The sequence below is a fragment of the Paenibacillus pasadenensis genome (genome assembly GCF_023715725.1).
In the GTDB taxonomy this organism is placed as follows: Bacteria; Bacillota; Bacilli; order Paenibacillales; family Paenibacillaceae; genus Paenibacillus_O; species Paenibacillus_O pasadenensis_A.
The window spans coordinates 97,845-110,936 of the sequence record NZ_JAMBOT010000009.1 but is presented as its reverse complement, the minus strand read 5'-3'; the positions used below and the strand labels follow the sequence as shown (position 1 = coordinate 110,936).

The 13,092-nt window shown below is 52.0% G+C and carries 14 protein-coding genes and 1 riboswitch; of the genes, 4 read left to right on the top strand and 10 right to left on the bottom strand.

Annotated features, from left to right (window positions below; genetic code table 11):
- Positions 1–192: 192 nt before the first annotated feature.
- Both M3223_RS18775 and M3223_RS18770 read right to left on the bottom strand, forming a co-directional pair.
- Positions 193–1,089, bottom strand: a complete 897-nt coding sequence (locus tag M3223_RS18775) for an aldo/keto reductase (RefSeq protein WP_251564395.1) — start codon at positions 1,087–1,089, stop codon at positions 193–195.
- Positions 1,090–1,443: 354 nt separating this feature from the next.
- Positions 1,444–1,553: riboswitch (TPP riboswitch) on the top strand.
- The gene (locus M3223_RS18770; RefSeq protein WP_251564393.1) at positions 1,553–1,756 is read right to left on the bottom strand and encodes a hypothetical protein; all 204 of its coding nucleotides are present in this window, start codon (positions 1,754–1,756) and stop codon (positions 1,553–1,555) included. It overlaps the preceding riboswitch by 1 nt.
- 150 nt (positions 1,757–1,906) lie before the next feature.
- Here M3223_RS18770 and M3223_RS18765 point away from each other — a divergent pair, with 150 nt between their 5' ends.
- From M3223_RS18765 to M3223_RS18755, 3 genes are read left to right on the top strand one after another with little or no spacing between them, the layout of a single operon-like run.
- Entirely contained in the window at positions 1,907–2,506 is a 600-nt protein-coding gene (locus tag M3223_RS18765) for an ECF transporter S component (RefSeq protein WP_251564391.1), read from the top strand.
- A 3-nt stretch (positions 2,507–2,509) separates the two neighbouring features.
- On the top strand, positions 2,510–4,201 hold the full coding sequence (locus tag M3223_RS18760) for an ABC transporter ATP-binding protein (protein WP_251564389.1): 1,692 nt from the start codon (positions 2,510–2,512) through the stop codon (positions 4,199–4,201).
- Entirely contained in the window at positions 4,198–4,989 is a 792-nt protein-coding gene (locus M3223_RS18755) for an energy-coupling factor transporter transmembrane component T family protein (RefSeq protein ID WP_251564387.1), read from the top strand. The genes M3223_RS18760 and M3223_RS18755 overlap by 4 nt, the downstream gene beginning before the upstream one ends.
- A 144-nt stretch (positions 4,990–5,133) precedes the next feature.
- On the opposite strand, the gene M3223_RS18750 is transcribed toward M3223_RS18755, so the two are convergent.
- The 5 genes from M3223_RS18750 to M3223_RS18730 form a co-directional block, all read right to left on the bottom strand.
- Positions 5,134–5,334, bottom strand: coding sequence for a cold-shock protein (locus tag M3223_RS18750; RefSeq protein WP_251564385.1), 201 nt, complete (start codon positions 5,332–5,334; stop codon positions 5,134–5,136).
- A 261-nt stretch (positions 5,335–5,595) separates the two neighbouring features.
- Entirely contained in the window at positions 5,596–5,859 is a 264-nt protein-coding gene (locus M3223_RS18745) for a DUF6953 family protein (RefSeq protein ID WP_251564382.1), read from the bottom strand.
- 18 nt (positions 5,860–5,877) lie between these two features.
- Positions 5,878–7,026: a TolB family protein gene (locus M3223_RS18740; RefSeq protein ID WP_251564380.1), complete on the bottom strand. Its 1,149-nt coding sequence runs from the start codon at positions 7,024–7,026 to the stop codon at positions 5,878–5,880.
- A gap of 36 nt (positions 7,027–7,062) precedes the next feature.
- Positions 7,063–8,559 (bottom strand): sensor histidine kinase, encoded by a 1,497-nt coding sequence (locus M3223_RS18735; RefSeq protein ID WP_251564378.1) that lies wholly within the window; start codon positions 8,557–8,559, stop codon positions 7,063–7,065.
- A complete protein-coding gene (locus tag M3223_RS18730) occupies positions 8,560–9,258 on the bottom strand; it encodes a response regulator transcription factor (protein ID WP_251564376.1) in 699 nt (232 codons plus the stop codon). It lies immediately after the preceding gene.
- A gap of 157 nt (positions 9,259–9,415) precedes the next feature.
- Here M3223_RS18730 and M3223_RS18725 point away from each other — a divergent pair, with 157 nt between their 5' ends.
- Positions 9,416–9,883, top strand: coding sequence for a DUF6376 family protein (locus tag M3223_RS18725; protein WP_251564374.1), 468 nt, complete (start codon positions 9,416–9,418; stop codon positions 9,881–9,883).
- A gap of 319 nt (positions 9,884–10,202) precedes the next feature.
- Here M3223_RS18725 and M3223_RS18720 read toward each other — a convergent pair whose 3' ends face one another.
- The 3 genes from M3223_RS18720 to M3223_RS18710 all read right to left on the bottom strand — a co-directional run bounded on the left by M3223_RS18720 (position 10,203) and on the right by M3223_RS18710 (position 12,991).
- On the bottom strand, positions 10,203–11,471 hold the full coding sequence (locus M3223_RS18720; RefSeq protein ID WP_251564372.1) for a WD40 repeat domain-containing protein: 1,269 nt from the start codon (positions 11,469–11,471) through the stop codon (positions 10,203–10,205).
- A gap of 207 nt (positions 11,472–11,678) precedes the next feature.
- On the bottom strand, positions 11,679–12,245 hold the full coding sequence (locus M3223_RS18715; RefSeq protein WP_251564472.1) for a DUF420 domain-containing protein: 567 nt from the start codon (positions 12,243–12,245) through the stop codon (positions 11,679–11,681).
- A gap of 116 nt (positions 12,246–12,361) precedes the next feature.
- Positions 12,362–12,991, bottom strand: coding sequence for a peptide-methionine (S)-S-oxide reductase MsrA (locus tag M3223_RS18710; RefSeq protein WP_251564369.1), 630 nt, complete (start codon positions 12,989–12,991; stop codon positions 12,362–12,364).
- Positions 12,992–13,092: the final 101 nt, after the last annotated feature.

Below are 13,092 nucleotides of genomic sequence, written 5' to 3'. Positions count from 1 at the left end.
TGAGCCATTCCATCTTAGCAGCATTTATACCAGCACTCGCACAAGCCGCCTATCGGCTTCCAGCTGAGCTAGCCATTCCATTAGCTACAACGCCCGTATCCGCCGCAGCAGCCCGTATACCCGACACCCTGACAGCCCCCCCTATTTGCTGCAAAAAAACCGGCCCCGCATACGCGGAAGCCGGCTTTTCTATTAGTTTTCTACAAGCTCCACCGCTTCAGCATTGCGCTGGACCTGCTCCGGATTTTTGCAGCCAGGGATGACGCTGGTGACGGCAGGGTGGCGAAGGCACCACGCCAGCGCCCATGCCGCCATGTCCACGCCTTCCGGCACTTCGTTGCGCGCGATCTGCTGAACCTCTTCCAGACGGCTGCGCACCAGCTCAGGATCGTGGCGATGCCGCACGTCGTTGGCGCCGAATTCCGTACCCGGCTTGTATTTACCGCTCAAATAACCGCTCGCCAGCGGAACGCGCGCCAGTACGCCGAGGTCCTGCTCTTGGCAGGAAGGAAATACCCGCTCCTCCGGCTTGCGGTCGAGGCGGTTATACACCACTTGGATAGCCTTGGAGCCGACACGCGTGGAGGCTTCCGTCTGATGGAGATTGTCGTTGCTGCCGATGGACGTGCCCAAGTGGCGGATTTTGCCCGCCTGCACCTGCTTGTCCAGCACTGTCCACAGCTCATCGTTGTCAAACGACGAATCCGGCCCGGAATGGAACTGGTACAGATCGATATAGTCGGTTTGCAGCGCCTTTAACGAGCCGTCCAGCTGGCGCACGACGTCTTCCGCCGAGAACACATCCGTACGGGTGAAGCGCTCATGGAAATGATGGCCGAACTTCGTGGCGACGATCCAATCCTCGCGCTTGCGGCGGCTCAAATACCGGCCGATGAACTGCTCCGACAGATGATCTCCGTAACATTCCGCCGTATCAATTAGATTAATGCCAAGCTCCGCGCCTTTGTCGAGGATCGCATCCACATCATCCTGTGAAAAATCCATACCCCATTCGCCGCCGAACTGCCAGGTGCCGATGCCAACTACAGAAACGTCCAGCTCGGTTTTTCCTAATCGTCTATATTTCATTCGCCAATCCCTCCTCATATATCCAGCTTACCCGCGCTCAAGCCCCGATGCAACTTCACCCCATTGCACCCTGCTTTGCTTCCAATTACCCTCGCCTGTCTGTCCGATATTTCGCTTCCAAATACCCTGTCTTCCCGTCCCGTACTGCATGCCATAATAATTCTTCTCACCTTCCCCTCAGCCCGCACCTCACTCTGTTCCCGCTAAAATAATCCGCCTCTCACCCTGCCGCCGCGACGACGGCGCCCTCCCAACTCGAGCTACACTCACCGATCACCATCCAGCTCCCCAATGCGGAGAGTTTTTTCCTCCTATTGCCACAAAACTATTTTCAAGCTATAGTTAACTCAATTTCATAGCATGCATGGGGGCTCGATGAAGTCGGGCTGAGACTGCGGCCGTATGCCGCTGACCATTGATCTGATCTGGGTAATGCCAGCGTAGAGAGAATGCATCGCGCACGTCAGGCTTCGCTCCCGAACCGCCGCGCCCAGATTCCATCTGGAGCCGCCGGGAGGAGGGCTAGAAGCTTTGCCGTCCTTGCCGCAAGCGGGAGACGGCGGTCATGCGCGCCAACTTCGTTCAATCTAACCGCCGGGTTCCCGGCGGCTTTTTTGCATTTCCAGCCGAGATTTAAAAGACCGATGAACCGTACGCGCTCCGTCAAAACCGTCCTCCGATCGCTGGCCTTATCCGTTTCCTTGAAACGCCGGCGCTTCTGAGGCTCTGTCTTCGGCTTTGCGCGGGATTCACCGGACTTTTAACGCCATGCAGCTGTGGAAGCTCCATTTCCCGATCCGAAAGGAAGCTGATGTCCATGTCCACCGCATCAAAAAGATCCAAAGGATTGACGCTGACTGACATTCTCGTCACGATCGTCATCTCCGTCGTTTTCGGCCTGATCTACAAAATCTGGGGCCCGATGTACGACCTTCTGAAACCGCTTGGCCTGCACGCCGAACAGCTCAGCTACGGCATGTGGTTCATGGCCGGCACATTTGCGTTTCTGTTAATCCGCAAACCGGGCGCAGCCATTCTCGCCGAAGTGTCTGCCGCCGCAATTGAGGCTTTTCTCGGCGGCTCTTGGGGAATCTCCACGCTCTGGTACGGCCTGTTCCAGGGACTGGGAGCCGAGCTGTTCTTCGCGCTGTTCCTTTACCGCAAGGCCGGTCCGGTCGTTGCCGTCCTGGCATCCTTAGGCTCCGCCACCGCTTCGATTTTCATCGACCGGCATTACGGCTACATTGACCAGCTGGCGTTCTGGAATTATGCGCTGTTTATCTCCATGCGTCTGCTGGGCAGCCTCGTCATCGCCGGCCTGTTCGCCTGGGCGCTGGCCCGCGCTTTGGAGCGCACCGGCGTCGTCAATTTGCTGCGGCCTGCATCCGCCAAAGACTATGACGCTCTGGGGAACTAACCGATGACCGCTGCTGCGAGTCCTGTAGCCGTCATGGCGGAACGCCTGCGGCTCAAATATCCCGGTGAACAATCTCCGCTGCTTTTCCAAGGACTAAATGTAACGATCCGGCACGGCGAAAAGGTTCTCCTGCTCGGGCCGAGCGGCTGCGGCAAGTCAACGCTGCTGCAGGTGCTTGGCGGGCTCGCCCCCGCGGCCATTCCGATCCCGCTGAAGGCAGACCGCCTCATCGTGCCGGAACGGGCAGGGTATGTGTTCCAGGACCCCGACGCCCAGTTCTGCATGCCCTATGCGGACGAGGAGCTTGCTTTTGCGCTGGAGAACCGCGGCGTCCCGCAGGAGCGGATGCCCGCGTTCATCGCGCGCTGCCTGGAAGAGGCCGGGTTAAAACTGGACGATCCTCATACGCCGATTGCAACCCTGTCTCAGGGCATGAAGCAGCGGCTGGCGGTCGCCTCCATGCTGGCCGTAGAGCCCGATACGCTGCTGCTTGACGAACCGACCGCGCTGCTCGACGAGGAAGGCACAGCTCAAGTATGGGACGCGCTCAGGCGCATCTGGGAAGGACGGACCGTAATCATTGTGGAGCATAAAATCGGGCTTATTGCCGATGACATGGATCGCATCCTGCTGTTCGCTCCAGACGGCTCTTTCGAAGCCGACGCTCCGCCGGATGTCATATTCCGCGACTGCCGCAGCCAGCTGCAGCAATACGGCATCTGGTATCCCGGCTTCTGGGAAGATTACGCAGCCGATCGGCTCGAGGGGCATCTTCCGAAGCTCGTCGCTCCCGGCACAGCTAAAACCATCTGCAGCGCAGGAGCTGAGCTTGAGCTGGCAGCAGGCTCAGCAGGCATAGCTGGTTCAACAGACATGGAGCAGACGCAGCCAACCGCGCCATCCGCCGCTGCCCAACAAGCGCAGCCCCAGTCCGCTGACTCTGGCTCCGCCCAGCTGGCGGCGGCAGCTCCGGCCCCGCTGCTGGAGCTGGACGGCTTCGCCGGCCTGCGCGGCCGCGCAGCGAAAGTCCGCACCGGCAAGCTGTTTGTTTATCCCGGCGACTGGATCGCCGTAACCGGCGCCAACGGCGCGGGGAAAAGCACGCTGCTGCTCGCCATAATGCGGCTTGTCCGCAGCGAAGGGCGGCTATGCTTATGCGGCGTGCCGGAGCAGCGGCTGCGCAAGGCAAAACAGGCAGCCGAGCATGCCGCCTACTGCTTTCAAAATCCGGAGTTTCAGCTCGTCACCGACAGCGTCCGCGACGAATTGGACTACTCGCTGCCGGACACGCTGCAGGGAGAAATACGGGACGCTCATGTCCGTCAGCTCATGAGCCGATTTCGCCTGAACGGCCTCGGCTCCCGCCATCCCTACCAGCTGTCCATGGGGCAGAAACGTCGCCTCAGCGTCGCTTCCGCCATGGCGCGCGGCCAGCGGCTGCTGCTGCTCGACGAACCGACCTTTGGCCTTGATGCGGCGGGCACAGCTGCCATGATGGAGCATTTGGAGGAGCTGAGAAGAGACGGCTGCGCCATCGTCATGATTACGCATGACGGCGAGCTGGTGCGGCGTTTTACAACCCGTCATTGGCTGGTAGAGGACGGACAGGTGCATGCAGTCCCTTTTACAGCAGCAACCCCTTCGGCCGCCTCTACCACGGCTTCTCTTTCTTTTAAAGGAGGTTTGCCGGAATGAACCTGACCTTCCCGCACCGGCAAACCTGGCTGCACCGGGTTAACCCCGCTCATAAGCTCATGGTATCCGCGCTGCTTTTTGTGCTAGTGCTTTTCACGCATAATCTTAACGTTATGATATTATTGACGGCTGCGGCTTTGCTGCCTCTGCTGTTCACCGGACATCCCCCGCTGCGCCTGCTGCTGTACGCCTCGCCCTTCCTCCTGCTGTTCGTCAGCTCCGCTTCAGGCATGATGATGTTCGGCACAGGGGATACGGTCTGGTTCCGCTACGGGCTAATCCGCATTTCGGAGGAAAGCTTTTACCGGGGGCTGCATCTTGGCTTCCGTTCGCTGCAGGTGGCGGCAGTTGGATTGACGTTTGCGCTGACAACGAGGCCGGTCGCTCTCTTCTATTCGCTGATGCAGCAGCTCCGTCTGCCTGCGCGGTATGCCTACAGCTTTTTGGCTGCCTTTAATATGCTGCCGCTGCTGGCTGGAGAATTCCTGATCCTGCGCCAGTCGCTGCAAATTCGCGGACGCCGTCCACGCGGCTTAAAAGGCTATTACGAGCGGCTCCGCATGTACGCGATTCCGCTGCTGGCCCAGTGCATCCGGCGCGCTCACCGCACAGCCGCCGCTATGGAGGCGAAGCGGTTTGGAAGCGGCTCCGGGGTGCGCACCTACTATTACCGCTACAGCTTCACTGGCGCCGACGTCTGGTACGCAGGCTATATCGTACTGTCTAGCGTTCTGGCTTGGCAGCTCGGACAAATAGGGCCGTTCACGAGCGCCATCGATGTGCGGTAGCCGGGCATCCGCAATAGCTTCACCTTGCCTTTCTGGGCAGCCGCCCGGCCTCGCACAGCCGTTTACGGAAAACAAAAAAAGCTGCCCCCCTCATCCAGCTGGATGAGAAGGAGCAGCTTTTACAAGTCCGATTGCTGACGAAGCTTACAGCTTCACAACGTTCTCGGCTTGTGGTCCGCGGCTTCCGTCAACAACGTTGAACTCAACAGCTTGACCTTCGTCAAGAGTTTTGAAGCCGTCGCCCGTGATTGCGGAGTAGTGTACGAATACGTCGCTTCCGCCTTCAACCTCGATAAAGCCGTAGCCTTTCTCAGCGTTGAACCATTTCACTGTACCTCTTTGCATATGTGACACCTCCTGCCCGTGCAAGTTCTAACCTTTGTATCTGACATGCAACATATTCATTCGGTTATTGAACAATAACGCAACTAATATGAAGATTCAGCCGAGTGGTTATTACGGTAATGGTAGCATATTCATGAAAGCAATTGCAACAAGCCCACCAGCGAAAGGGAAAAATGGCTGAAAACGGCGTCATTTCCCGCTTTTCCAGCTAGGCGCAGCGCTGCTCCTCCGCTATTCTCTGTCAGCCTGCGGCAGCCAACGTTAGGTCCAAGCCCAGAAAAAACCGTCCCTATCCCACGCAACGCGGCCTCGGTGCAGCTTACGGAACGCTTTTTTCACTTCCTTTTCCAGCGAAACATTCCCCTGCTCGTTCACAAACACGTACGCCTCTCCATACTGGCTCCGAACGTAGGCAATCGCGTCCTCCTGGCGCAGCGATCCCTTGTCGCGGATCTCGCCCACCATCCATTGCGCGATCAGCTGCTCTTGGCGGACCGGCTGTCCGCTCTCTTGTTCTTGCTCCATCGGCAGCACCCCCTTCTTCTAATCGAAGTATACCACTGTCGTTTCGTACTGCGTCCTATACTTGCTAATTAAAAGCTTTTTCCCCGAAGGGCTCCAGCTATATTCTGTCGGAACCTTGTCTGTAAGTTCAATCAGTGTTGATCCGCCGCTATTTACATCCAATAAGTAAATCCCATCGGTAGCTGATTCAGGAGTGGTCCTCCGTTCATAAAGAATTCCCTTTCCGTCCGGAGTCCAGCTTGCTGTGAACATAGAACTGCTTTTTACTTGCAGCTTCTGATTGCCGTCCAAATCGGTAATGAGCAAGGTCGATTCGTATTGCCCTGTTTTTTTATTGGTTCCGGACATAAGCAGAGCCAGCCTGTCGCCTCTTGGGGAAGGAAATATTTTTTGAACAAAAGGGGCCTGCGGCACATCTATAATGATACGTTGCTTTCCCGTCTTGGAATCATAAGCTATAACCTCATTTCGAATCTCCTCTGTACCAACAGTGATATAGTACAAGATACCGCCGAACGAATTCACGTCAGAGATATAACCTTCTTTAGGAGTCAGTACCGTTTTGGTTCCGTCGAAATTATATAGACAAACAGACTCCTTTATTTTTTCCCCTCCAGCTCTTGTCACAAAAGCGATCGTATCGTAATCAACCCATGTTCCAGTTCTCAGTTTTACCGGATTCGACTGAATGGCTGTGACAACTTCTAAATGGTTGAGTATTTTGGCTACACCATTCGGCAGGTTATAATCCGTACCCTCTACAAAAAAAATGCGACTGCTTCCCGGCGATGCCTTCATAAATCCGATCTCTTTATCTCCCTTTTTAATTTCCTCCAAGCTACGCAAGGGGTCGCTGGCTTTTAACCCTATGGATGCCAGTGAATAGATGTCATAAGAGTCTTCTGGTCGAACAGCATTCTTCCCCTGTTCCAAATCGACATATTGTTTCACTAACAAGAACCTGTCCTCCGAGATCCAATCGAATCCGCGCCAATACTGTCCTATATCGACCGTTTTTATCACCCGTAGATTGGAGTTGTATACGGATTCGGAAGGATTGTTTATAACCGTGACCTTTTTCCCGGGAGATCCGCATCCATTGAATGCCGTTGTACTCGTCGAGATCAATAAAGCCAACGCTACAAAGCGCATCAGTGATTGGCGCAACTTTAAACCTCCTTAACCAGATAGTGCCTGCATAGCTCAGTCCTTTTGAGAGTAAAGAGGCAGATGCAGCCGAAACACCATACCTCCGCCTTTTCGCGGCAGCGCATAGACTTCTCCACCTTGTTTGTTTGCCAGTTCTCGAACAAGGGACAAGCCGAGCCCCGTCCCTCCCGACTCGCGGCTGCGATCTTTAATTACGGTATAAAAAGGCTCGAATATTTGTTTTAGCAACTCAGGCGGTATGCCAATTCCGTTATCCTCGACTTCAACAATAGCACTATCTTGGGGCCTGCATTTTAAACGGACAAAACCGCCAGGACGGTTATATTTGATGGCGTTGTCAATAAGATTAACAAGCATATGCACAAATGCTTCTTTATCGCACCAGACAGGCGTCTTCGCCAGATTCAGCTCCAAAGCGATGCCAAACCGCTCCGCCTTGCCGCGCATACGTCCAGCCAGATCTTCAATGACCGACTTTGCATCAAAGCTTTCCGCCTGAATTTCAAACTCATAACGCTCCAATGCGGAAAGCTGCAGCACTTTTTCCACCATTTCATAAAGCCTTCCGGTTTCCTTGTCTATATTCGAGTATGCTTCCTTCAGAAGCTGTGGATCATCCTGATACATGCCAACAAGCTCGATGTATGCTTTTATTGAAGTGAGCGGCGTTTTGAATTCATGGCTAATGCTTCCAATGAATTGTTTCTGCTGGCGTTCCAACTTCTGCAGCTTCTCTACCGCAAGACGCAGATGACGCTGTTCCCGCTCCATGGATTGAATGCCGTTTTCCAGCTCACGGCTCATGACCGCTATGCCTTCCCCCAGCTCACCAAGCTCATCGCGCCGCTCTACCGGGGAGTGCGCAATAAATTGGTGACCTCTAATTTGGTCTGCCGCCAGTTTAAGACGAAGGACAGCAGCTGCTATCCGACTGTAATACATAAAGCCAGACGCAAACGCGGCTGCAAGAACACCTAGCCCAATGATAAAAAACAACCGTTTCATTTCTTGGCGGAAAGCTTGAACTTCCACTAATGAATAGTCAAGCTGGATGGCTCCGCTCTGCCCGTCCGGACCATCTATCGGCGCCATATACAACAACCTGCTCTTTTTTTCCATAAAGGCCACTTTATTGTCTAGAGCATACTCAAGCAAGGTTTGTTCTTCGTTATTCGTCACGAGCTGTTGATCCCTTTGTTGTTGAACCACTCCGTTTTCAGCAGAGTTGCCTATCTTCACCCCAGAATCTGAGTAAATAGTTACCGGAATGCCGATGTAATTGTACAGCCCGTATGCTAAACGATTCCCGCTTTCCTTCAAAAAAGATGTAATCCTTTCACCGCCATCAGCATAAAAGTCCTGGCGTATATACAAATTAGCCAGCTTAACCTGTTGAGCCAGCTCCTGCTCTATTGCAGCTTGCTGGTTTTTCTGAATGCCGCTCATAACAAGCAAGCTAAGGATTCCAATGGAAAGAAGAAGCAGCACAGCAAGGAATAGCGTGGAACTCAGCTTGAGACTGATCCGCATCTATGTTTCTCCCCCAGCGCCAGGAGAGGCTTTATAACCGATGCCGTAGACGGTTTGCAGCACTGCCTGCCACGGTTCTCCCAGCTTTTTACGAAGTCGTTGAATATGGATATCCACCGTGCGGGCGCCTCCGATATAATCCATCCCCCATACCATATCCAACAGCTCTTCACGCGTGTAGACACGTTCAGGATGTTGCAGCAGCATCGCCAACAGATCAAATTCCTTTGGTGTCAGGTCGAGCAACCGGTCTCCTGCAACTGCGGTACGGCGCTTTGGGATCACCTTGAGCCCGCCGCTTCCCAATGCCCGCTCCTCCGGTTCTGCAGGAATGCGCTCCAGTCTGCGCGCAAGCGCCTTAACGCGTGCCAACAGCTCGCGAATTTCGAAGGGCTTGGTCATATAATCATCCGCTCCAAGCTCCAGCCCGACCACTTTGTCTACAACATCGTTTTTGACCGTAAGCAAAATAATTCCGATGTCTTCCCGGCTTTCCAGACGACGGCATACCTCGTATCCGTTAAGACGAGGCATCATGACATCCAATATAATGACACGGGGTTGAAAGCTTTTAACCTTAACAAGAGCCTCTTCCCCGTCATGCGCGACCTCGACCGTATAATCTTCTCGTTTAAGCGCATAAGAAATAGCAGATGCAATGCTTTTTTCGTCATCAACTACAAGCACCTTAGTCCCCATCGGAATTAACCACCTTTTACGCCCAAGAAATATATCTACAGTATGTCCCAATCCATCTATGAGTAAAGTAAATCGTTCCTGCAAGTAAAAAGCTGAAACCATTATGTTTCCAGGTAGGTATTATAGAGGATAACACGATGCGAAAGGATGAAGACCGATGTCTAAAAGATGGCTGCTGGCGCTAATCCTTGCGCCTGCATTGATTGCCGGCTGTTCGCTGCCGGGCAGCGTTAACGAAACGTTGGACAATGTGAATAACTCGCTGTCGTACGTCAATGAGGCTACGACCTACATCAACGACGCAACTCAATTTTCCCAGCAGCTGCCTGACTTGGCGCAGCAGGCTTTGACGAGCAAGGACTCCCTTGCACAGCTTGAGAGCGAGCTCATCGGCATGCAGGCCGATATTAAAGCTTTTAATGAACTTTCCGCTCCAGCATTCGCGGAAGGCGTGGATGCCAAACTCGAACAGTACAATGCCGAATTGAACACCCAGATTACCAAGCTGTTGGACACGGTTCAAGCCGGACAACTGACGGTGGAATCCCTTGAGCAATCCCAAATCGGACAAACGGTTTCGCAAATTTCGTCTATATTGGAACAGGTGCAGCAGCTCGGAAATTAATTCAATAGTTTCACGGCCCTCCGGTAAGAGCCTGATTTCCGCAAGTCGGAAAATCAGGCTTTTTTTGCGCGGTTAATTAAATAGACAATTCTCGCCCAAACTCCATCGTTTTAAAGCAGCTTTAACTCCGTAAAACCGTTGGAGACGACCTAAGTATATAAAGAAATTATCTCTAGAACATATCTCAAGTGTTTCCGACTTGTTTCCAAATCTATCGTAGATAAAACTTCTAACATTTCTCTCGTAATCTCAATACCTGCTGCCACATAGCAAAACCCCCGATTTCCGCGAGACGGAAAGCCAGGGGCTTCGTAAAAATCTATTTAAATGAGACAATACTAGTATAATAGGCTTGGCCTGTACCGTTAGGCACTTGGATTGGAATTGCATTCGTAATGAGCAGTTTTGTTCCCGATGGGCTCCAGCTTAATTGCATAGCCCGGTCGATGATGGAGCCGATTAATTGGGTTTTGCCTGTTTTAACATCCAAAAGTCGAATTTTATTATTCTCAAGATTTTTGAAATCCGACATATGATAAGCTATCGTATTTCCTTCCGGACTCCAGCTTGCCGCCAGGAATTGGTCGCCAGCAGCAACCTTTTTCGGCGTTCCTCCTTTTGCTTCCGTCAAATAAAGCTGGTAGTCGTTTCTAATTACATATTTGTTTAAGCTATCTTTTCCTGTTGCGACAAGAGCAGAGTTATTCGTCACGATGAGGAATCGACTCCCGTCTGGCGACGGAATCATTTGCTCCATTTTTCGGGTAATACCTTTAACCGTAATAACGTTTTCTTTTTTGGTATTTAGGTCATAAGACTTCATCTGACTGTCCCAGATTTGTTCGAAATCAGCTTTCATCTTGTTATTAACCGGTTTTTTTGAAACTTGGTAATACAGCTTATCACCGGACTTCTCCAGATTGCTGATCCTATCCGCCTTCGCCAATACGAAAATTTCTTTACCGTACGACATGTCATATCGATAAATAACTCTGCTTGTCGGTTTTGCCCCAGGCTCACTAATGGACCCGCCGCCAATAAAAACAATTGAATCGTTATTCAGCCATAGCCCTTCGCCTTCTATAACATAGTTAGACACAACAACTAGGACTTTACCTGTCTGCAAATTTATGATTTTAGCGGTGCCATATTGGGATTCGTATGTGCTTCTTTCTACATAAAAAAGATGTTTTTTGTCAGGAGAAAGTGTTGCTTGGCTGATTTCCTCTTTGCCCGCTGCGATTGCCTTCGCCCATTTTTCAGGAGCTGTAGAGGTAGGATTGCTGATATTCAGCGTAAACAAGTCGTTAAATTTTTTAGGCAGCTGGTCATGCTTTTTCCAGGAGGCTTTTGTCAGAAACAGTTTATTTTCAGCTTGCCAGCCCAAGCCGCTCCATCCCATGTCCAACTCCAGCGTTTTGATTTCCTTCAAAGCAGAAGAACTCGGTTTATTATCCTTAACGGATGCTTGTTTGCCAACTGTTTTCGTTTCAGGAGCTTTTGCGTATCCATAGGCGGCAGAGGACACCAATGCTGCTGCGCTAAGGGCGACCATAATAAAACGGCGTGTCTGTTGTTGTGGCATCATTTCTTTTTTCCTCCGGTTTCGGTGTAAGTCATTGATGATGTAGTAAATATAAACGAAGGTTTTATCCACAGAATTTCGCATATGTTTCTGACTCGTATCCGGGAGAATTTTTTAACTCCAGACAAAAAAACCGCCTCCCCTCTTCAAAGGGAATGCGGCTGGGTTAAATTTTTACGATAAATTTGACGTTAAGTCCCCTATTGAGACTCAGCCGTTCACATAATAAGGAGCCATAAACAAATATACAACCACTCCGGTGAAGCTGACGTACAGCCAGATTGGCATCGTCCAGCGAACAATGCGTTTATGCTTCTGCACCTGCATCGTCCAGCCCCATACAAGCGCGAATAAAGCCAGCGGCACAATGACTGCAGCCAGGAAGCTGTGCGAAATCAGAATGGTGAAGTAAATGGGACGCACGATGCCCTCGCCGCCGAACTTGGCCGTTTCCGGGGACAGATAGTGAAACGTCAAATAGGTGACCAGAAACAGCGTCGTGGAAGAAAAGGCCGCAAGAATAAAGCCTTTATGCAGCTTGATGTTTTTGCGGATAATCGCCACAAGAGCCGCCACCAAAAAGATAAACGTGAAGCTGTTCAAAATCGCGTTGATTCTTGGAAGGACGGTAATGTCCCAGGTTAAACTGCCTTTATAACCTACAGGCCCAAAAAACAGGAGCAGAATAACAAAGTTGGCAACCAAGGAAATGCCGATAATCCATGCCGTAAAATTGCGGCTTGTCGTCGGTTTTAATGAATCGGGAGTCTGGCTCAGAGCAATAAACCTCCTTACCGCATCGTATGCGGGCTTATGCCTTCATTATAGAGAAGCTCCGCTGTCTCATGTGTGACAACACCTTGAATCTTGTGACAACCCTCGTTCAAAAAGGCCTACCAGCGAATCCGTTTGACTGCTTCAACCTGCTCTCTCAGCCGCTCCGGCGCCTCCCAATCCCAGCCTGCCATCTCTTCCAGCAACCGGGAACGATTGGTGAAACCTTTGGCCAGCCCATTTAATCTGGCGGCTAGAGTAGACGATTGAACAGCATGGATGGAGCCGTACAGCTCTAGCAGCTTTGTGAGCGCATCGGGATATCGCTTCAAATAATACTTCTGATGCCGCTCCTCTGCCGGGTAAACCTTTGTCAGCTCCCGAATTTCGGAAGCCCGCTCCGGCAAACCCTCTGTATCTCTGCGCTCCACCCACAGGCGAATCGCCTCCCGCTGCTCCGGCTTGCTCCAGTACAGGATGGATTGATATTGCCTGCCTTTATAATCGTTTGTATTCGCAGGATTATGATGCTTCTCGAACAAATCCAGCAGCTTTTCGTAAGGCAGCACGGATCCATCGTAAAACACCAGCACGGTTTCGGAGTGATCTCCCATGTTTGAATACGTCGGCCCCTTCAACGTTCCTCCGGCATATCCTGTTTCCGTCTGAATGACGCCTTCCTGAGCCCCAAACAGCGCTTCCGGCGACCAGAAACATCCCATGGAGAACGCCGCCATAGACCGTTGCAAGTTGCCTCACTTCCCTTCGGCTACTTATTCTACTTCGTATTATGCCCTTTTCCGATTCGAACTCAAAACAAAAAGGAAACCTTTGAAAATGCTGCATGTCT